16 protein-coding genes and 1 tRNA gene are annotated in these 20,747 nt (G+C 46.4%); 11 read left to right on the plus strand and 6 right to left on the minus strand.

All coding sequences use genetic code 11. The annotated features are described in order from the left end of the window. Window positions 1-1,646 precede the first annotated feature (1,646 nt). Complete coding sequence (locus tag IPG41_06470; protein ID QQR54797.1) at window positions 1,647-3,827, plus strand: S-layer homology domain-containing protein; 2,181 nt, start codon at window positions 1,647-1,649, stop codon at window positions 3,825-3,827. Window positions 3,828-3,861: 34 nt separating this feature from the next. On the opposite strand, the gene IPG41_06475 is transcribed toward IPG41_06470, so the two are convergent. The 5 genes from IPG41_06475 to IPG41_06495 form a co-directional block, all read right to left on the minus strand. Further along, a complete protein-coding gene (locus tag IPG41_06475) occupies window positions 3,862-4,104 on the minus strand; it encodes a Fic family protein (protein QQR55668.1) in 243 nt (80 codons plus the stop codon). Beyond that, window positions 4,049-4,981: a Fic family protein gene (locus IPG41_06480; GenBank protein QQR54798.1), complete on the minus strand. Its 933-nt coding sequence runs from the start codon at window positions 4,979-4,981 to the stop codon at window positions 4,049-4,051. The genes IPG41_06475 and IPG41_06480 overlap by 56 nt, the downstream gene beginning before the upstream one ends. A gap of 210 nt (window positions 4,982-5,191) precedes the next feature. Next, window positions 5,192-5,425, minus strand: coding sequence for a type II toxin-antitoxin system HicA family toxin (locus tag IPG41_06485; GenBank protein QQR54799.1), 234 nt, complete (start codon window positions 5,423-5,425; stop codon window positions 5,192-5,194). After that, window positions 5,418-5,627, minus strand: a complete 210-nt coding sequence (locus IPG41_06490; GenBank protein ID QQR54800.1) for a type II toxin-antitoxin system HicB family antitoxin — start codon at window positions 5,625-5,627, stop codon at window positions 5,418-5,420. The genes IPG41_06485 and IPG41_06490 overlap by 8 nt, the downstream gene beginning before the upstream one ends. A 282-nt stretch (window positions 5,628-5,909) precedes the next feature. Beyond that, window positions 5,910-5,984: transfer RNA gene (locus IPG41_06495), tRNA-Gly, on the minus strand. A gap of 107 nt (window positions 5,985-6,091) precedes the next feature. On the opposite strand from IPG41_06495, the gene IPG41_06500 reads away from it, so the two are divergent. After that, complete coding sequence (locus tag IPG41_06500) at window positions 6,092-6,523, plus strand: ribonuclease HI (GenBank protein QQR54801.1); 432 nt, start codon at window positions 6,092-6,094, stop codon at window positions 6,521-6,523. Here the strand turns inward: IPG41_06500 and trxA are convergent. Continuing rightward, window positions 6,495-6,812: a thioredoxin gene (gene trxA / locus IPG41_06505; GenBank protein QQR54802.1), complete on the minus strand. Its 318-nt coding sequence runs from the start codon at window positions 6,810-6,812 to the stop codon at window positions 6,495-6,497. The genes IPG41_06500 and trxA overlap by 29 nt on opposite strands. Before the next feature lie 95 nt (window positions 6,813-6,907). Between trxA and IPG41_06510 the strand changes: the two genes are divergently transcribed. The 9 genes from IPG41_06510 to IPG41_06550 all read left to right on the plus strand — a co-directional run bounded on the left by IPG41_06510 (window position 6,908) and on the right by IPG41_06550 (window position 20,723). Then, complete coding sequence (locus tag IPG41_06510; GenBank protein ID QQR54803.1) at window positions 6,908-9,457, plus strand: N-acetylmuramoyl-L-alanine amidase; 2,550 nt, start codon at window positions 6,908-6,910, stop codon at window positions 9,455-9,457. Beyond that, window positions 9,397-10,089: a hypothetical protein gene (locus tag IPG41_06515; protein ID QQR54804.1), complete on the plus strand. Its 693-nt coding sequence runs from the start codon at window positions 9,397-9,399 to the stop codon at window positions 10,087-10,089. Before IPG41_06510 ends, IPG41_06515 begins: the two co-directional genes overlap by 61 nt. A gap of 9 nt (window positions 10,090-10,098) precedes the next feature. Then, window positions 10,099-10,785 (plus strand): tRNA (adenosine(37)-N6)-threonylcarbamoyltransferase complex dimerization subunit type 1 TsaB, encoded by a 687-nt coding sequence (gene tsaB, locus IPG41_06520; GenBank protein QQR54805.1) that lies wholly within the window; start codon window positions 10,099-10,101, stop codon window positions 10,783-10,785. 211 nt (window positions 10,786-10,996) lie between these two features. After that, window positions 10,997-11,881: an RNA polymerase sigma factor RpoD/SigA gene (locus tag IPG41_06525; GenBank protein ID QQR54806.1), complete on the plus strand. Its 885-nt coding sequence runs from the start codon at window positions 10,997-10,999 to the stop codon at window positions 11,879-11,881. A 46-nt stretch (window positions 11,882-11,927) separates the two neighbouring features. Next, the gene (gene rsmI, locus IPG41_06530; protein QQR54807.1) at window positions 11,928-12,611 is read left to right on the plus strand and encodes a 16S rRNA (cytidine(1402)-2'-O)-methyltransferase; all 684 of its coding nucleotides are present in this window, start codon (window positions 11,928-11,930) and stop codon (window positions 12,609-12,611) included. Window positions 12,612-12,725: 114 nt separating this feature from the next. Beyond that, window positions 12,726-19,088 carry a VCBS repeat-containing protein gene (locus IPG41_06535; GenBank protein ID QQR54808.1) on the plus strand — a complete coding sequence of 2,121 codons (6,363 nt, stop codon included), beginning with the start codon at window positions 12,726-12,728 and terminating at the stop codon, window positions 19,086-19,088. Between the two features lie 376 nt (window positions 19,089-19,464). After that, a complete protein-coding gene (locus tag IPG41_06540; protein ID QQR54809.1) occupies window positions 19,465-19,608 on the plus strand; it encodes a hypothetical protein in 144 nt (47 codons plus the stop codon). Between the two features lie 61 nt (window positions 19,609-19,669). Then, on the plus strand, window positions 19,670-20,179 hold the full coding sequence (locus IPG41_06545) for a hypothetical protein (protein ID QQR54810.1): 510 nt from the start codon (window positions 19,670-19,672) through the stop codon (window positions 20,177-20,179). A 19-nt stretch (window positions 20,180-20,198) separates the two neighbouring features. Continuing rightward, a complete protein-coding gene (locus IPG41_06550) occupies window positions 20,199-20,723 on the plus strand; it encodes a hypothetical protein (GenBank protein QQR54811.1) in 525 nt (174 codons plus the stop codon). The last annotated feature ends 24 nt before the right edge of the window (window positions 20,724-20,747 follow it).

The following is a 20,747-nucleotide window of genomic DNA, read 5'->3' on the forward strand; positions in this document are numbered from 1 at the left end:
GAAAGACAACAACAATCAAAATGGAACCACCGTCACATGCAGCACCGGCTGTGTGAGTTCCGGCAACAACACCAATTGGACGATTGGAACCCCCGGCTTCACCATCAGCGCAATCAGTGGGAACACCACCGAGGCTGGCGGCACCGCTACCTTCACAGCTGTATTAACCAGCCAACCTACGGCCGATGTGACCTTTGGAATCACGAGTAACGACACGACCGAAGGAACCGTTTCACCCGCTTCGCTCACCTTCACAAATGGCAACTGGAACACCCCTCAAACCGTCACCGTGACCGGAGTGAATGACTTTGTGGACGATGGCGACATTGCCTACAGCATTGTGAACGCAGCCGCCACTTCAGCGGATGGCACTTACAACAATTTGAATCCCAGCGATGTGAGCGTCACCAACACGGACAACGATACCGCAGGCTTCACCATCAGCGCGATCAGTGGGAACACCACCGAGGCTGGCGGTACAGCCACGTTCACTGCCGTTTTAACGAGCCAACCTTCCGCCGATGTGACCTTTGGAATCACGAGCAACGACACCAGCGAAGGAACGGTTTCACCTTCCTCACTCACTTTCACGGACGCGAATTGGAGCACCCCGCAAACCGTCACCGCAACCGGTGTGAACGACTTCATCGACGATGGCGACATTGCTTACAGCATTGTGAACGCAGCCGCGACTTCAGCCGATGGCACCTACAATAATTTGAATCCCAGCGATGTGAGCGTGACCAACACGGATAACGACACCGCCGGAATCACCGTGAGCACCATCAGCGGAGACACGACAGAAGACGGAGGAACCGCCACTTATACGGCCGTTTTAACGAGCCAACCTACGGCCGATGTGACCTTTGGCATCACGAGCAACGACACCAGCGAAGGAACCGTATCGCCCGCTTCACTCACTTTCACGGACGCGAATTGGAGCACGCCCCAAACCGTCACCGTGACCGGAGTGGACGATGGTTTAGGTGATGGGACGGTGGCTTATAGCATCATCAATGCAGCGGCGAGTTCTGGGGACAGCAATTACAACAATTTCAATCCTAGTGACGTGAGCGTGAACAACACCGACAACGACACTCCAGCCATCAGCGTCAGCCCCATCAGCGGAAACACCACGGAGGTGGGAGGAACCGCCACTTACACGGTGGAACTCACCACTCAACCCTCCGCCGATGTGACCTTTGGAATCACGAGCGACGACACTAGCGAAGGAACCGTTTCACCCGCTTCGCTCACCTTCACAAACGGCAACTGGAGTACGCCGCAAACCGTCACCGTAACGGGAGTGAATGACTTTGTCGATGATGGAGACATTGCTTACAACATCATCAATGCAGCAGCCAGCTCTGCGGACGGGGATTACAACAATTTGAATCCTAGCGATATAAACGTAACGAACACGGACAACGACACCGTGGGCATCACCGTGACTGAATCAAGTGGCAGCACCAATGCAACGGAAGGCGGCAGCACCGACAGCTACACGGTGATGCTGAATACCGAGCCCACTGCAAGTGTCACGGTTTCCTTCACCGTGGGTTCACAACTTTCCTTGAGCGACAGCAGTTTCATCTTCACGAGCGGCAACTGGAACACCCCCCAAACGTTAACCGTGACCGCCGTGAATGACCTCGTGGCCGAAGGCGCACACGGCGGCGGTGAGTCATACTGTTTCCAGTGTGGATGGAACTTACAATGGAATGAATGTAAGCGCCGTCACAGTCAACATCACCGACAACGATACCGCGGGCTTCACCATCAGCGCCATCAGCGGTAACACCACCGAGGCCGGAGCAACAGCCACGTTCACGGCGGTCCTCACCAGCCAACCCACGGCCGACGTGACTTTTGGAATCACCAGCAATGACACTAGCGAAGGAACCGTTTCACCCGCTTCACTCACTTTCACAGACGCGAATTGGAACACACCTCAAACGGTGACCGTGACCGGCGTGAATGACTTTTTAGACGATGGCGACATTGCCTACAGCATTGTGAACGCAGCCGCGACTTCAGCAGATGGCACTTACAACACATTGAACCCCAGTGATGTGAACGTCTCCAATACGGACAACGACACCGCCGGCATCACCATCAGTGCCATTTCAGGCAATGTGGCGGAGTCCGGCACCACCGCCACCTACACCGCCAATTTAAGCAGCCAACCCACGGCCGATGTGACCTTTGGAATCACGAGCAGCGACACCAGCGAAGGAACCGTTTCACCTTCTTCACTCACCTTCACGAGCGGCAACTGGAACACGCCTCAAACGGTGACCGTGACGGGCGTGGACGACTTCTTGAGTGATGGCACCGTGGCATTCAATATCATCAATGCAGCCGCGAGTTCAGCAGACAGTGGCTATAACAATTTGAATCCCGCCGACCTTTCGGTTTCTTGTACGGATGACGATACCGCTTCCGTTGTTTTAACACAGTCGGGGGGCAACACTTCCGTGGCCGAAGGAGGGGTAACGGACAGTTTCACTTTAGAGCTCACCACTCAACCCAGCGACGATGTCACCGTGACCTTCACCGGCAGTGCACAAATCAGCTTGAGTGCCCCCACTATGACTTTCACGAGCGGCAACTGGAACACGCCTCAAACGCTGACAGTTAGCGCCGTCAACGACGCCATTGCTGAAGGCACACACGGCACCACTATCGCTTTTGCCATAAATAGCAATGACAGCAGTTACAATGGCTTTGTCTTGAGCGATGTGAGTGTATCCATCACCGACAACGACACCGCAGGTTTCACCGTGAGTGCGGCCTCAGGCAACGGTTCTGAAGCAGGAAGCACCGCGACTTACACCGTTTCACTCACCTCGGAACCCACCGCAAGTGTCACTTTCAGCATCGCCAGCAGCAATGCCAGCGTCGGCACCGTTTCACCCTCTTCACTCACCTTCACCAACGCCACATGGAACACCCCACAAACGGTGACCATCACCGGCGTGGACAATAGTATTGTGGATGGCACCGTGGCGTTCAGCATTGTGAATGCCGCAGCCACTTCCGCAGACAGTTTTTACAACAACTTGAATCCCAGTGACGTCTCTTTGTCTCGCACCGACAACGACGAAGCAGAAAGTGAAGGTGGCGGTTCTTCAGAGGGAACAGTACGTTCAGGTGGTTCGGGAAGTTCAGGGTCCACGCCTCAGAGCGACGAGGAAATCCAAAATTCCTTAGATGAATGGGAGGCAGAAATTCAAGAAGATCACTGGTCTGAATCTTACATTAAAGATTTATTGACCGAGCCCTATGTCATTGAAATCGCCATCCACACGAATCTCACTCTGGCCGTCATTCGAGATTTCTTACTGACTCCTGACCTCACGCTGCACCGTGGAGACGCCATTATTTTCTTATTGACCCAGCGAGGAGTGGACATTTCTCAAGTCACAGTAGACACCGGTCGTTTGAGTTTCAGCGACGTCAATGAAGACAACATGAGAGTGGCTTACATTGAATACGCCGCCGACCAAGGTTTGGTGGATGGATACCCCGACGGCACTTTTAAACCTTTGCGCAGTTTGAATCGCGCCGAGGCCCTCAAACTCGTTTTCACTTTTTATGATGCGGAAGTAGAAACCGACTTATTTGGGGATGAACTGTTGGCTCACTACCACTTGACCAGCAATCCTTTCTCAGATGTAGATTTGAATCAATGGTATGCCCCTTACGTTCTTTATGCCTACGACCAAGGCATCATAGTGGGTTACGGGGACGGCACCTATAAACCCGACCGCTTGATCAGCCACGCAGAACTATTAAAGATCGCTTCGTTGAGTGTGGAGCAGTGAGGGGGTACTCTAATCGCTATATCCAACCCAACTCTCATTTATTTTCCATGCCCCCTTTTTCCCGAAAAGCAGGAATAGTTTGACGTTTTGCCGCATTGATTAGAGGAGGGAATCCATATTGTTTCAACTGCAAATTCATCAAGACCCTTCCCATGCGACCATTCCCATCACAAAAAGGGTGGATGTGCTCAAATTCACGATTAATCGTCAAAAACAGTGACTCATCTTCGATGAGCCTTCTGATAACGTAAGACCGCTTCTTTTGAAGAAAGCCAATTTCGCCCTTCTTTGAAAGCCTCTAACTTTCCTTGAGTGGCTAATTTTCGTAAATAAGTGGCAGAGTAGGGGGAATCTTTACTCAACTCTTTTAGCTCCAAGTACTGCCCACTTTTAGCCCGAGAAGGCTTCAGTATTTTAAGATAAATATTCAAACTGCGTATGACGGACTGCGCCACGAATTCACAGAGGGGTTTGTAATTTCCCTTATCCGCTTCATGTAAAACTCTGTAGTAACGTTTACGATCATTCTTTAGTATGATGGCCAAAGGGTAGCCTCCCTGTATGATTAAAATATTCATGAGGAGCCGACCTGTCCTTCCATTTCCATCCCAAAAAGGATGAATGGCTACAAATTTATAATGCAACAGAGCTGCCAACTCTACAGGATCATGCTTCTTTTTTTCTTTACTCATCCATCTAATTAAATCATGCATTTTTGCGGGAATTTCAAAACCATTGGGCGGACGATGGTCACTACCTGAGATATAAACCTCGCCATCCCTGTAATTCCCAGCGATCTCTCTTTGTGAATCTTGTACCACCAAATGATGAAGCTGTTTAATGAGGTGTTCCGAGACGGTATTTTTTTGACTTGAATCGACGAGTTCATAGAGAAAGTCCAGAGCCTCTTTATGGTTTTTGGCCTCCAAATGATCTTTAAGAGGTTTGTCTTTCATGGTCAATCCTTCTTGAATGACCCAAAAAGTTTCCTTGAGAGTCAAAGAATTCCCTTCTATCGCGTTTGAGTTATAGGTCATCTCAATTGAAAATTGCTCGCGGATTTTATTCAACAAAGCGGGCGAGATAGGCCTCAGTTTTTTTAGGATCTTGAGCTTCTCGTGAAGAATCTGAAGAGTATTTTGTGACAGGAACATAGTAAAGGTACGATAATTCAATTTCTGATATATCGTACCCTAGTTAATATTAAAACTCAAGTAGGATTTTATAAGAAATTGGAGCGGATGAGGGGAATATTCTGCGCTTCGCTTGAATGCACAGCCGTCGTCGCTCGGAAATGAAAAGCACTCGTAAAAAGTATAGCAAAAAGATAGCAAATTTGAGAGTGCTTTCCGTTTTCAAAACTTTTACCGCTCATAAACGGCTAAAAATTCTTCCACACTAACTTTCGCCTGTCTCAAAATCCCGTGCAAAGTTCCAGTAGCCAACTCTTTATGCATAGGGACAACACATCCAAATTCCTGTTTCCCCTCAACTTTCTTCAAGACAACGTGACTCCCTTTCTGCCTAACATAAACAAAACCCAACCGCCCGAGTATTTTAATAACTTCTTTACCCGAAAGGCGAGGGAGCTTAGGCATGGCTAACTTCGAAGGTAGTTAAAAGCGGATTCGAAGTGGTGTATTCAGGGAACTCTTCTAAATACAATTCAGTAGCTTCTTTCAAGTTAGCCAAAGCCAATTCAACAGATTCTCCTTGGCTCACCGTTCCTACTTGGGGGCACTCGGCGACATAGAGCTTACCGTCTTTATAGACCACTGCTGAAAAAGTGAAGGTTTTCATAAATCAATTATAGCAAAACAAACAAAAAAGAAAACCTCGTCTTCGACGAGCCTGGAGCGGGTGAGGGGAATATTCTGCGCTTCGCTTGAATGCACAGCCGTCGTCGCTCGGAAATGAAAAGCACTCGTAAAAAGTATAGCAAAAAGATAGCAAATTTGAGAGTGTGCTTTCCACTTCCCTCGCTCCTAGGCTGCTTCGAACCCATTGCTGCGCAAGGGTTCTCTTCCTCTCTATCATTCAAGAAGAATTAAAAAGCGCCCGCGAGGGGCGTTTTCAATTCTTTGGAGCGGGTGAGGGGAATCGAACCCCTCTCAACAGCTTGGAAGGCTGTGGTAATAGCCACTATACGACACCCGCGTCATTGTGCCGTCATCAGGAAAACAACGGCAAAAGGGATTTTAGCAAAACCTAAGGAACTTTCAAGATGGATTTCAAAATCGGGGCAAGCACGTTACACTCTACACATGTCCATCGCCATTTACACTGACGGAAGTTGCATCGGGAACCCGGGCCCCGGGGGCTGGGCTTACCTCATTGAAGCCGAGGGAAAAGCCATTCGCGGACAAGGAGGCGAACCCGACACCACCAACAACCGGATGGAACTCACCGCACTCATCGAAGGGCTAAAAAAAGCCGAAACCCTCTATCCTTCAGAAATAAACTTCGACGTTTACAGCGACTCTTCTTGGGTGCTCAACACCTTAAAACTCAACTGGAAACGCAAAAAAAACCTCGATCTATGGGCCCTTTTGGAGCCTCATTTAAAGGGTAAAAAATTCACCTGGAACTGGGTGCGTGGTCACAATGGACACCCCCAAAACGAAGACTGCGACACTCGTGCGCAAAAAGAAGCGGGGCTTCAAGCTTTCAAAGCAGGCCGTCCAACTTTTCTTTGAGTGAATCTTTGGGCAAAGCGCCTGTAACACGATCCACTTCTTCACCGTTCTTAATGAAGATCAGCGTAGGGATGCTCATCACTCCATAATTTTGAGCCGTGTCCATGCTTTCATCCACATTCAGTTTCGCAATCAGGACTTTTCCATCGTATTCCGTTGCCAGTTCATCCACAATGGGGGCAATCATCTTGCAAGGACCGCACCATTCCGCAAAAAAGTCGACTAAAACAGGGATTTTAGAGTTCAAAACCAGTTCAGAAAAATTTTGATCAGTAACGAGATGTGCCATAAACAATTTTAAGGGGTAGTGAGAAAATCCTAGCACGTCCAAGCCGCTTGAGAAAAGCCAGAAAATCAGCTATAATATTAAGACAAAAAAAACGTATGGCACTTTCCAAAATTTGGACCGCCCTGGGAGGTCTGCTCGGCATCGCACTGCTACTCTTTCTTACACAAGGAAAAGCAACGGTGGCAAGTCATCTCGACACCGACGACTTCATCATTTTGAAGCCGGAACTCACCGCGGGCGTGATGCAATTGGGTCCAGAATACAAAGAAGATGGACTTTTTGTGTCTGAAATCTATGAAACCGATCACAGCTTTGAACTTTTGGGCCTCAATTGGCAGCAAAAACTGCCTGCTGGCACCGAAGCCGGGCTCGAAATTCGCTTCCGCTCTGAAAAAGGAAACTGGTCCGACTGGCAGTCCATTCACGTGGATGAAGACGCGCCTTCCCAAGATCAAGCTGAAGTGGAGGCAGGTTATGACGAAAGCCTTTGGAGCTATGTGATCACCGAAAAAAGCACTGCTTTTCAATACCGCGCCAACCTAAGCACTCAAAACAAAAACGTCACACCTAAACTTTCAGATATTTCTTTCGACTATGTGCAAGGGGGGCAAAGTTCGCTCCTCAACAAGTTTGAAAAAATGGTCTTCGATAAAGATCAAAGTGTGGTCAGTCGTGAAGAGTGGGGAGCCAACGAAAAACTGCGTGTGGCCAGCGAGCCCAACGACGACTTTGAATCGGAATTGGATGAAGACGACGAAGTGGAATATCCAGACATGAGGATTGTAAGAACCATCGATGAAAACGAGGATGGAAAACCTTTGCTTTGGCCTCAGGAATATCCAGCCAGCGTGGAGAAAATCATCCTTCATCACACGGCCACGACTCAAAATTTAGACGATCCCGAAGCGGCGATTCGCGCCATTTATTATTACCATGCTGTCACTCGCGGCTGGGGAGACATCGGTTACAACTTCATTGTTGCCCCCGATGGCACCGTTTATGAAGGCCGTATGGGTGGTGATGGAGTGGTGGCTGGGCATGCGCAAGGCTACAACACGGGCTCCGTGGGCATTGCGCTTTTAGGAAATTATGAAGAAAGAGATCTTTCAGGAGACATGATGCAAGCCTTGCAAGCTTTGATTTATAAAAAAGCCAAATTGCACGACATCGATCCCGATGGCACCAGCGAATTCCGTGGCGATGTGATTCCTAATATTTTGGGTCACCGCGACGTGGACAGCACCGCTTGCCCTGGAGATTACACTTATGACTATTTGGATCAAATCCGTTCCATGGTGGCTTTGGCTTTAGAAAACAGCGAAGCCATGAGCAGCAATAAAATGTATGCTTACTTAGAATCCGGCGACCGCGACATGCTGGTGCTCGATCCCAATCAAGAAGTGGGCGTCCTCATCAAAATCAAAAACACTGGCACCAAAACCTGGGACAGCAAAACGTTCTTAACGGTGGACGCCAACAGTGAATCCGACTCCCTCGTTGAAATTCCACAAGACTCCAGCAAGCGCACGGCTCTCATGAAAGAAAGTTCAGTTAAACCTGGAGGAACAGCCACATTCAGCTTTAAAGTCAGCGCCAAAAACAATGGTGGTTTGGCTTCTTTTGATGTGAGTCCGGTCTTCAACGGCAAAGAAAAATCCACTCAAAAAATGGACATGGCTTTCTTTGTGGAAGCCCCCACGTTGGACTTCACAGTGCAAAGTTCAGACGCTCCTTCCAGTCTCTCGCCTGGGGCCACAGCCACGGTGACCGTCACGCTTAAAAACACCGGCAATCTCACATGGGAAAACAGCGGTGATTCGGCGGTGACGCTCGTCAAAAATGGAGCTTCCAGTTTGAGCGACAAAAGTACACTCGCCACTTTAAAAGAAAGCGAAGTGAAACCTGGGAAAACAGGCACTTTCGTGTTCAGCATCAAAGCTCCGAGCAAAGCCGGTAATTACGCCCTCTACTTCAGCCCGAGCATGAAAAATTCCAATGCCAAGGCGGGGGGCTCTGGACAGATCAAAATCAAAGTAACAGAAAGCACAGAAAAAGCATTGATCGTTGGAGCCTCCAGTGACCTCAATTTTGCGCCGGGCGAAGAAAAAATGCTTTGGGTGCAGATTAAAAACACCAGCGGTGCCTCCTGGCCCACCACAGGTTCTTCTGCCTTCAATTTGGCTTTGAGCAAGCCGAGCGGCTTCACCATCGACACTCCAAAAATCATTTTAAAAACCATTGGAAACGAAGTTTCAACAAAAATTTATTTCAATGTGACGGCACCTCAAAAAGCCGGCACTTACACGCTGAGCCTTGAGCCCAAACTCGGCAGCAAAAATCTTTTGAGCAAAGCGTATACGCTTTCGCTTCTTGTGGAAGAAAGTGCGACTGCCATCCAATACGAAAATCCCATCCGCATCAAACTCACTCCCGACAACGAAGTGGGCACACCCATCCTCACAGCAGACAGCTCCTTCAGCCTCTACTCCGATGAAACCTTTCTAAAAACCTTCAATGCAGGCACTCGAGTCAAAATCACTCCTGCGAGCGATGGAAGCTTCACCGTGAGTTCAGGGCTTTCAAAATGGACAGCCAAAAAAACGTCCGCTTTATTCCTGAAAAAGAAGGCATCATGGAAATTTTAACCTTCAGCCAAGTCCCTGCTTGGAACACGACTTTGAACGACAATCGCTTCCGTGGAACCATTGAAATGCGGCAAGTGGACAAAGAAACGGTACTCATCAACGAATTGGCTTTGGAGGATTACATAAAAGGCATCGCTGAAGTTTCCAACGGCGACAACGAAGAAAAAGTCAAAACCATCCTGGTCTTGGCACGCAGCTATGCTTATTACTATTTGACCGAAGAAGATAAATTCCCAGACAAGCCTTACGACCTGGACGACGATCCCAATTCCAGCCAAAAATACTTGGGTTACGGCTTCGAATCCCGTTCCAGCAATGTGGCTCAAGCGGCAAAAGATACGGAAGGAATCGTGGTCACTTATAAAAAAGAAGTGGTCAAAACACCTTACTTCAGTCAATCCGATGGAAAAGCGACAAAAAGCGCAAAATCCGTATGGGGTTGGACTCACACACCCTGGTTGGTTTCTGTGCCAGACCCCTATTGCACGACTACAGACGGCACTTTTAAAGGGCATGGGGTAGGGCTTTCAGGTTGCGGTGCCACCGGCATGGCAGAACTTGGAAAAGACTTTGAAGAGATCATCAAGTACTACTACACTGGAGTTAGCCTCAGTTCCATTGAGGATCTCTAGCTAGCTCGAATGATACTTGCCCTCAACACCGCTCAAACTGTCCATGAACTCGCCCTTTTGCAAGAAGATCAAAAAGAGCTTCGGCTTTTAAAAGAACAGCGCTGGCCCGACGACCATCAAGATGTGGAAACCTTAGTGCCTCGACTTCAAAATCTTTTGGATGAAACCGGCCTGCGCAAAGAAGAGATTCAAGCGGTGCTTGTGGTGAAGGGGCCGGGTTCTTTCACGTCCTTGCGCACGGGGGTGGCCTTTGCCAATGCCTTGGTGGAGGGCCTCAGTGACTCTAGGTCCCAGCGCGTGCAGCTTTACGAATGGTCCACTTTTGAATGCTTGGCCCATAAAGCCGCAACACAGCCGGTACTTGTGCTTTTACCGGCCGGGGGAGCAGACGTCGGGCTTTATTTTGAAGGGGAGCTGAAAGTCGGTCCCTTGAGTGAACTTTTGGCAGTGCATCCCCACGGTGCGGAGCTAAAAATCGTGGCTGAACTCCCTGAAACGCTGGAGGATGAGCTGCATTCCATAATCCTCGAAAAAAAATGGAAAAGGGTTCAGGGACACGAATTGCAAACTTTGGGCGAATCCTTGCAAAGCTTGGGCCTGCCGCAAATCCAACCCGTGGAGCAAGTGAACGCCCTCTATTTAAAGGGGCCCAAAATCACGCTTTCTTCAGATCGATGGAAACAGGTGAGAACTTGAGGGGATAGTGCCCTTTTGCAAATGCTCTTGAAGTGCCCCAATGAAGGGTGTAAAAATATATACTACACAATAAAATTTAAATATGGGTAGAGCTGAAGCAGATGATATAGGGGGATTTGAAGACTGGGAAATCCCACCCCTTGCACTAGGTGAAGGTGACGATGAAGTCGCTAATGACGCCACTTCTTTTGGGCAAAAACTAGAAGCCGTTTTGAAAGGAACAGAAGGAAGAAAAGCTCGACCAGAAAACCCTCAGGAACAGGAAAATGATGGAGATAAAGGGGCCATAACTGCCTACTTAAAACAAATAGCCAGACATCCTTTGATAGATCGTGATAGAGAAATAGAACTCGGTCGCATCATTCAAGGGAATAGTAGTGAAGAGGAGAGAAAACTTGCATTCAATGAGCTGGTTCACGCCAATCTCCGTTTAGTGGTCTCTATTGCTAAAAAGCGTGCTAATAGAAATCTCGAAACACTGAAGGACCTCATTCAAGAAGGGAGCATAGGGCTTATGATAGCTGCAGAAAAATTTGATCCAGATCGAGGTGTCAGGTTTGCCACACACGCCACCTGGTGGGTAAGGGCAACAATAACGAGGTACGTGGAAAATCATCAAGGAACCATACGTGTGCCTGTCCCTACCCAAAATAAATTGCGGAATATTAGAAGAGAGCTGGCACGGAAAAATAAGAAAACTAACGAGCAGCCCAGTCAAGCACAAGTGGAGGGGGAAATGAGGATGAAACCTGGTGAATTTGCAGGCTTATTGGCAGCCCTTTCAGGGACACGCTCTTTAGACGCTCCAATAGGTGGAGACGACTCTTCTCCCTTGAAAGATTTTCTTGCAGACGCTAACACGCTAAGCCCCGATCAGAATTTAGACAACTTAGACGGCATTGAACAACTAGAGGGCCGGCTTCTACTGCTCAGTCCAAGGCAAGAATGCGTTCTCCGTCATCGTCTTGGATTTGGAGTGGCGAGAGCATATTCTTTAGAGGGAATTGGGAACAAGATTGGGTGTACTCGTGAACGGATTCGTCAGATAGAAGCAGATGCCTTGAAAAAAATTCAAAAGGGCATGCGCACGACATAAGTTTCTTGTCCTTCCCTTTTTTTGAGAGGGCCTCTAAACTGCACCCATGGCCCTCTATCTTGTCGCAACCCCCATCGGTAACCTGGAAGACATCACTTTGCGTGCCTTACGCATCCTCAAAGAAGTGGATTTGATTGCGGCAGAAGACACCCGTCATTCCGCCATTCTTTTGAAGGAATACGGCATCCAAACGGCCTCCACGAGTTTTCACAGCCATTCTTCAGAGGCCAAGGCCCTGGCACTGGCACAAGAGATGAAAGCCGGAAAAAACATCGCTCTCATCACCGACGCAGGAACCCCCGGCATTTCTGATCCCGCTTGGAGCCTCATCCAAGCCACGCTTCGTGCTGGGGTGGAAGTGATCCCCATCCCCGGAGCCGCCGCCTTTTTAACCGCCCTCATGGGCAGCGGTTTACCCATGAATGAATTCCTTTACCGTGGCTTCATCCCGGCTAAAAAAGGTCGCCAAACCTTATTTGAATCTTTAAAAGAAGAGGATAAAACCGTGGTGCTTTACGAATCTCCGCATCGACTCCAAAAAACTTTGGAGCAAATGCTCGGCATTCTTGGGCCAGATCGAAACGTGGTCTTGGCTCGCGAGCTGACAAAGATGCATGAAACATTTCATCGCGGCACTTTGGGGGAGCTTACGGCGCAATTTAAAACACATCCACCCAAGGGCGAAATGGTCATTTTAGTGGCACCAAAAAACTTCAATTTCTCCTTTTGAGTAGACATTTTTCTGTGGGCGTCTAGACAGAACATGTCAGCCCTGTATGACAACACCTAAAGATAGACAATGAGAGTGAGGCTGAGGAAAATGGGCTCAATTAAAAGCCCTTTTATGACTTCCCCATCGAAACTTTGCAGCTTGTTTTTGTTATTTGTAGTCGTATGCAACATCGTCTTTATTCCCTTAGCATCGGCAGAGGAAGGGGGCGAAACTTTAGACCCCATCATCTTAGAAGAACCCGAGTTTGAAACAGCTCAGGAGACCCCAGAGGAAGACACGAAATTCAATCCAAAGCCTGAAGATGAATCGGTGATGGAAATTCTCGGTGAAGAGGAAGGGGAAAAGACAAAAGAAGACGAACCCGAAGGCCCGGACTTAGAAGAAACAGCCCCAGAGGAGGAAGCCCTCACGGAGGCCACAACAGAAAGCACCTCGGAAGAGACTGAAATAGACCTAGATGCGCCACGCTTTCACCCGGAAATCGATGAATTTACGGGAGCCTTAACTTATAGCTATAACATCGTCACTCCTCCAGGCCGAAACGGCATAGAGCCCAATCTGGCTTTAAACTACAACAGTGGGGATGAAGACAAGACCTCCATTTTAGGCCTAGGTTGGTCTTTGAACATTCCAAGCATCCAGCGCATCAACCGGGAGGGAACGCAGGATCTTTATGACGGAGACACTTTCACCTCCTCCCTTTCAGGGGAGCTGATAGCCCTAGATGCCACTACCTATGGGGCAAAGTCCGAAAAGGGGGATTTTTTAAATTATGAACGAGTGGGAGACGCATGGGTGGTGACGGATAAAAGCGGAACCACTTATACCTTTGGTTCCAGTGAAGACGCCCGGCAAGACGATCCAGCAGACAATTCACGCATTTACAAATGGATGCTGGAAGAAATAAGAGACTTGAATGACAACTTCATTTCTTACACCTATACAAACTCAGGGGGACAAATCTATCCTGATGAAATCCGTTACACAGGCCACGGCAGCAGCGAGGGGATTTTTTCAATAAATTTTAGTCACGACACAGCCATAACAGGAGGCAACAATGATTTTTCTCGTGCATTTGAAGTGACCGCTCCTTCTTTAATAGACGCTATCACCATTTCCGTTTCAGGAACAGAAGTGAGGTCTTACGCTTTGAGTTATTCCCTGGGGCACAATCAAACAAGGTCTCTGCTCGAAAGCATTCAAGAGACAGCCATCAGCGAAGCAGGGGTAGAAACGACTTTGCCAGCCACTACATTTGAATATCAGGAAGATGCTACAGGTTGGGAACTAGAGGAAGATTGGGAGATGCCTACGTACTCAAATGGAACGGATCTCCGTGGTTATAATGGAGAGATGAGTGGTTCCATTGACACTCAACTCTTGGATGTGAATGGAGATGGTCTTCAAGATTTTGTAGTCTTACAGTATGGATCCATCACCGGAGACCCTGCACTGGATACTTTCCATCGAGTATTTTTAAACACAGGTGAAGGCTGGGAGCTGGAAGAAGATTGGCAGATGCCCATGTACACAGATGGAACAAACACTTATGGCTACAACGGAGAATATTCTTCCATTTACACCCAATTCTTAGATGTAAATGGAGACGGTTTGCCAGATTTCGTTGTTCTACAAGGCAACGGTAATACCATCACCGGAGACCCTGCGTTGGATACTTTCCATCGAGTTTTTCTCAATACCGGGAGGGGTTGGGAATTGGATGAAAATTGGGAAATGCCAGCGTACTCAAATGGAACAAACACCTATGGTTACAATGGAGAATACTCTTCTATCGACACCCAATTTTTAGATGTGAATGGAGACAGTTTAGCAGACTTTGTGGTTCTATACACCTACACCAGCCCCATCACCGGAGACCCCGCAACAGATACCTTCCATCGTGTATTTCTAAACACAGGTGAAGGCTGGGAATTGGAAGAAAATTGGCAAATGCCTACCCACATACGTGGAACTGATACCTATGCTTATAACGGAGAAGGTTCTACCTCTATTGATACTCAATTCTTGGACGTGAATGGGGATGGTTTGCCAGATTTCGTTATTTTATACAGTTTCGACACCGCCATCACTGGTGACCCTGCAATAGATCTCTTTCATCGTGTATTTCTAAACACAGGTGAAGGTTGGGAATTGAAAGAAGATTGGCAAATGCCAGTGTATTCGAATGGAACAGACTTCCGGGGTTACAATGGAGAATATAATTCTTCTATCGACACCCAATTTTTAGATGTAAATGGAGACGGTTTACCGGATTTCGTTGTTTTATATAGTTTTGTCAGCCCCATCACCGGGGACCCTGCCGTGGACAACTTCCATCGCGTATTTTTGAACACGGGTGAAGGTTGGGAATTGGATGAAAATTGGGAAATGCCAGCGTACTCAAATGGAACGGATCTCCGTGGTTATAATGGAGAGATGAGTGGTTCCATTGACACTCAATTCTTAGACGTTAACGGAGATACCCTTCAAGATTTTGTGGTACTACAGTATGGCTCCATCACCGGGGACCCTGCCGTGGACAACTTCCATCGCGTATTTTTGAACACGGGTGAAGGTTGGGAATTGGAAGAAGATTGGCAAATGCCAGTGTACACAGATGGGACGAACACTTATGGTTATAACGGAGAACCATATGCATACCTCCATACACAATTTTCAGATATAAATAGTGACGGCCTACTCGATTTTATAGCCTTACAAAGCTACAGCAGCCCCATCACCGGAGATCCAGCCCAGGACAACTTCCATCGTGTCTTCTTAAGCCAAGGTAAAGCCTCAGACCGCCTTTCTGAAATCACCCTCTCTTCTGGTGGGACCGTATCTGTCACCTATGAAGAAGAGCCCATAGTGGATAGGAATCCTTATGGTGAAACGCAAACCTTTTACGCAGTTTCACAAATCACAAGGGACGATGGCTATGGAGAAAACAGCTTGAACTATGAATACGCGGATGGGAAATTCTACTTTCATGAAGATCAGTACCGCTCGTTCACCGGTTTTGGCACAGTCACCGTCACAGATGAAGAGGGCAATGCCCGCGTGGTGTATAGACACCAGGGGAACGAGAGTAATAGTGATCTGGGTGAATACAACGATGCAGTTTCTAAAATTGGACTCGTTTACCGCACCGAAGAATATGATGAAACCGGGGCGTTATATAAAGTCACAGTACAGCAGTGGTACGAAACGAACCTGTCCACAGGCAGGGATTTTGCCAAACAAACAAGACAAACGTTTCTCACCTATGACGGCTCCAGCCACAAAGATTCAGCCACTGAGTATTCCTATGACGACGCCACAGGGAATCTCACGACTGAAACGCATTGGGGCGAAGTGAGTGCCAGCGAAGACGGTTCCTTTCAAGACCTCAGCACACTGGATGAAAAGTTCATCATCACCTACACCTACGCCGTGGATTCAACTCAAGTGGTGAAAAACAAAGTGGCCCAAAAGAAGATCACGAGCAGCAGTGAAACGGAAAAAACGCGTTACTATTACGACGGCCTTTCTTACGGAGCCGTGAGCCTGGGAAATATAACGCGCGAAGCCCGAAGTTTCAATAACAGTTGGCAAAATATTCACTATACCTATTCTGCCGAAGGGCTGGTGGAGACGGTAAAAAATCCACGCAACTACACCACGACTTATAGCTATGATTCAGAAAACCTTTATCCTGAAACGGTGACGAATCCCAAGGGCTATACGGTGGAATTTGCCTATGACTATTCCAGTGGAAAAATTGTGAGCAAAACGGATGAAAACGGCATCACGAGCCAGTATACCTATGACGGTTTTTCCAGACCCTTAACTGTTTCTGTGCCAGATCCCATAAGTGGCACCCTGACCTTGCTTTCCAGCACCACTTACAATGACAATTTCCCAAGCTCGTCCACCACAGTATCCACGGTCAATGGAGTAAACACTTTGCAAAGCCTATATTTTGATGGATTCAAACGGGAAGTGCAGCGTCTGAGCTCTGCGGAAGGGGGAACGTATACAGCTGTAGACACTTGGTACGACAGAGGCAATGTGATCCAGCAAACTTATCCTTATGAAACGCAAGGTGCAGGAAGAGATGTGACAAAGCCCAGCATTGTCAACACATACGCCGCGCAAAATAGACCTTTGACAGTTACAACCCCTCACAGCAGCACCACCTATAGCTACAGCCTGTGGGAAGTTTTGACAGAAAACCCCAACTTTTCCTACAAAACCTTCGAATACAATTATGCAGGCCAATTGATTTCCGTGGAGGAACAAAACGGCGGACTCACCTATGCCACGACCTACACCTACGATCCTCTCGGACGGCTTATAAACCTCACAGATGCGGAGGGCAATGAAAGGAATTTCATTTATGATTCATTGGGAAGAAAAGTGAGTGAGGAAGATCTGCACCGTCCTTCTGCTACGACGATTCCAACCTGGACTTACACTTACGATGCCAATGGAAATCTAGCCACTCGCACAGACCCCTTGGGGGAAGCGACCAGTTGGACTTATGACAATTTGGACCGTGTGCGTTATGAGGACTCCAGCCTAACTGGAAGGGAAACCACTTATACTTACGACACCGCCACACGTGGACTTATGAAAGTGTATAAAATCATTTCGGATGGGGGCGGGAAATATGTCCAGTATCCGATTTATGATTATTTGGGCAATCCAAGCAAAGAGCAGATTTATATTCAAAAACCGGGACTTTCGACTTATTACAGCTATGTTTACCAAACGACCTATGACCTGTTAAAACGTCCAACGCGAATCATCTATCCCTCAGCGGCTCTAACCATAAATTATAGTTATAATGAAGCAGGGCTTTTAGAAACAGTCACGCGCGGGACCGCAACGGCTGTAGTGAATATGGATTACAACGCATTGGGCCAGATTGAAACGCAAACATATGGGAATGGGAAAATATTAACAAATACTTATGACGAAACAGGGCGTTTAATGCGAAAGCAAACGAACAATTTAGAAGATTTGAATTACACTTACGATGCAGTGGGGAACATTTTGCAGATTGTGGACAGTGTAACTCCCAAAACCATCACTTACAGTTACGATGCTTTGGATCGTCTGGTGCGAGCGACCTCGAGCGGCCGCGCAGAGGGGGATTATGACGAGATGTATGAATACGACAGTTTGGGCAACTTGAGCTACCGCACGTCTTTAGGAGAACTGCTTTATGAAGGGGCGCATCCTCATGCAGTGAGCAGCGCAGCAGGCCTGACTTATACTTACGATGCCAATGGCAATCTTCTCACGGACGGCGTGCACAGTTATGCTTGGGAAAACAACCGGCTCATAACTGCGGACGGAAAGGCGTTCGGCTATGATTTTAGTGGAAGTAGATATAAGACAGTGGAGCTTGGGGATTATAGCTACTATATAAATGCTTACCAGGAGCAGCGTGGAGGAACCGAGACAAGCGCAGGGAATACGACTTACTATATTTTTGCAGGGGGACAGCGCCTTGCGATTCGGGAGGGGACGAACATCATTTACAATCACCAGGATCACTTGGGAGGAACGGCGTTCACAACGGATAGGACTGGAGCGGTGAGCCAGGTTTATGAATACCTTCCCTATGGTGAAGAGTTGGAAAGCAGCGGCACAACAGATGCGGCACATTCCTTCACGGACAAGGAGCTGGACGATGACTTGGGACTCTATTACTTCGAAGCGAGGTGGTACAATCCTCTAACAGGCAGATTCATAAGTGCAGACCCAGCGCAACATACGATGCTGGGACAAATCATGGGAGATCCACAATCGTTGAATGCTTATACTTATGCCCGTAATAATCCATTGATCTACATAGATCCTACAGGGCTAAAAAGTGCAGTAGTATTTTATGGAAAAGAATATAGAGAGGGCTCTGACCCTAACGCTTGGAAAGACAAAGCAGATAGCAGGGCTGAGGATTTAAGGAATTTGAAAAATGAAGATGGGAGTTTGGTTTACGAAGATGGGGTATATTCTGCAGATGGGACAACTTTTGAGAATTGGGCCTCAGCTTTAAATACTTATAGCGACATTGGATTGATTGAATATTATGGGCATGGGGATAAGGATGGCATTTATCTACGAGATACATTAACGGAGTCGAACGAGGTTCGATATGAAACAATATTTAGCAATTATTTTAATGGGCAACTTGATTCATACACAGATGGCACATCTGATCATTATGTGAAAGATTTAACACTAGGCAATACTTCAAAAGACCTTATAATAAAACTATGGTCGTGTAGCACGGCGGAGAGTGGGTATGAGTCAGTCGCACAGTCCTTTTCAAATCATTTCTTAGCACCAGTTTATGCATCAAATTCAGCTGATAGCACTTATTTTTTGGGCAACTATGCTTTCACTTCGCCACTTTCATCGGGAGGGTTTGACTGGCGCTATCCGTCATGGATGTCGATACTTGAAAGTACTATTAATAATTGATCATGTTTAAAAAAATATCCATCTCTTTATCCATCTTTCTCCCCTTATTAGTACTCTTTATTGTAATTGAACCTTCCTTATTCTATACACCATTATCATGCAATTTTTTCAATGTAAGTTATATAGGACTCATTGGGATTTTTCTTTCTAGCACAATATATACAATGAGATATTCTAAATGGCGCTTCAAATGGCTACTCTCTTTTATCTCTTTGATCAGTTTTATAAGCATTCTATTAGCTTATAATTTTGGGATCGTTTTAATTTACGAAGATATCTTTAGAAAAGTAGAAAAGGGTGATTATAGCTCCTGCGAACAGTATCCAATCCAATTTTTAATGAAAGATTTTACTGAATGATTACTTCAACTTATCTGGTGCAAAATGAAGACACTCTCTCACCTGTTTTTGGCGATCAATGGCAAAGTGTCGCTGAATACAGCCAAATACAAGATCCAAATATAATTCATGTGGGAGATCAAATTAAAATACCTGAAAAAATAATCACTAACGCAAGTTAAATGAAAAAAGGGGATATGGGATGGGTGAAAGTTACGCTAATAACCATTTACTAAATAGAAAATGAAAGCTCATAAAACTACTTTTTCAATTACTCTAGCTTTATTTTTGTTCGCTGCAGTCAAGTTTTTTTTAGGACTTAGTTTTTGGTTTTTAGGGATGAATCTACTGCTTTTTATGGTCATAATTCTCATAGCAGTCAGAAATATCCATATCACTCTTATAAAGAAAGATTATTTATTCCTTTCTATCAATTTAATTCTAGTAGTTGCGAACATATTTATTATTTCAAATATTTTAAAACCTTCTTTCACGACAATTTTTAAAAACGATAAGAAATCAGTTTTGAGCTACGAAATAACAACTCAAAACGAAGTTATTTTTACAAAGAGGAATCGGTTTGCCTTTCTTTTGTCAAAGGAAGAATGTCTAACGGTTCTTCACTATGGATTTAGAGGAAACTTAGAAGATATGAACCCATATGTTGAAGGAGAAAGTCTATTTATAGGCAAGAGCGAATACCCTTTGAGTACAAATAAACAAAGCAATGTTTGTTTAGAAAAGAAATTTTAAACCTATATGATTCTTACAAATGAATAAACGCAAAATAGTTCAAGTATCCATAATGACTATCTTAATAGTAGTAGGATGGGCTACCTTGATAAACATCTATTATATCTATAAGGATATTTTTATAAAACACGATGGTCCTAGCAATTATGACCTGATGGAACCCTTTATTACTTATTTTAATCAAGGACAGTATCAAGTTGTGCCAGATGTATTCGAACCATTTGATTATTCACTGATACGAATCGATAACCCAGAAGAAGCAAATGACAACACTGGCTTAATAGGCAATATCACTAAGTACATCTTAGTAGAAAATCACCTATACGTTGCTGGTCAAACCTCTTCAAGCAAGGAGGAGGAGGCAGCAGAATCTTATATGATTATCAACATGACAACTGGAGAGATCAATTCTTTCAGCCTGATTAAAGACCTGTCAAAAGAGGATAGGAAAATATTCGAAATGAAACTAGGGAACACATGTTTGGTGGATAGAACGTGCTACGAGAAAGGAGTGAATCCTACTTTGTGGAACATTTTCAACTGATTAAATCCTTCTGAACTGCATACC

Source organism: Candidatus Peregrinibacteria bacterium (genome assembly GCA_016699145.1).
Lineage (GTDB): Bacteria > Patescibacteriota > Gracilibacteria > UBA1369 > 2-02-FULL-48-14.

Bases quoted from the DNA above. Each gene is read 5' to 3' on its own strand.
- IPG41_06470 (QQR54797.1), top strand. From the start codon at position 1,647: ATGACCTCGTGGCCGAAGGCGCACACGGCGGCGGTGAGTCATACTGTT.
- IPG41_06480 (QQR54798.1), bottom strand. From the start codon at position 4,981: ATGTTCCTGTCACAAAATACTCTTCAGATTCTTCACGAGAAGCTCAAG.
- IPG41_06485 (QQR54799.1), bottom strand. From the start codon at position 5,425: ATGCCTAAGCTCCCTCGCCTTTCGGGTAAAGAAGTTATTAAAATACTC.
- IPG41_06490 (QQR54800.1), bottom strand. From the start codon at position 5,627: ATGAAAACCTTCACTTTTTCAGCAGTGGTCTATAAAGACGGTAAGCTC.
- IPG41_06500 (QQR54801.1), top strand. From the start codon at position 6,092: ATGTCCATCGCCATTTACACTGACGGAAGTTGCATCGGGAACCCGGGC.
- trxA (QQR54802.1), bottom strand. From the start codon at position 6,812: ATGGCACATCTCGTTACTGATCAAAATTTTTCTGAACTGGTTTTGAAC.
- IPG41_06510 (QQR54803.1), top strand. From the start codon at position 6,908: ATGGCACTTTCCAAAATTTGGACCGCCCTGGGAGGTCTGCTCGGCATC.
- IPG41_06515 (QQR54804.1), top strand. From the start codon at position 9,397: ATGGACAGCCAAAAAAACGTCCGCTTTATTCCTGAAAAAGAAGGCATC.
- tsaB (QQR54805.1), top strand. From the start codon at position 10,099: ATGATACTTGCCCTCAACACCGCTCAAACTGTCCATGAACTCGCCCTT.
- rsmI (QQR54807.1), top strand. From the start codon at position 11,928: ATGGCCCTCTATCTTGTCGCAACCCCCATCGGTAACCTGGAAGACATC.
- IPG41_06535 (QQR54808.1), top strand. From the start codon at position 12,726: ATGACTTCCCCATCGAAACTTTGCAGCTTGTTTTTGTTATTTGTAGTC.
- IPG41_06545 (QQR54810.1), top strand. From the start codon at position 19,670: ATGAAAGCTCATAAAACTACTTTTTCAATTACTCTAGCTTTATTTTTG.
- IPG41_06550 (QQR54811.1), top strand. From the start codon at position 20,199: ATGAATAAACGCAAAATAGTTCAAGTATCCATAATGACTATCTTAATA.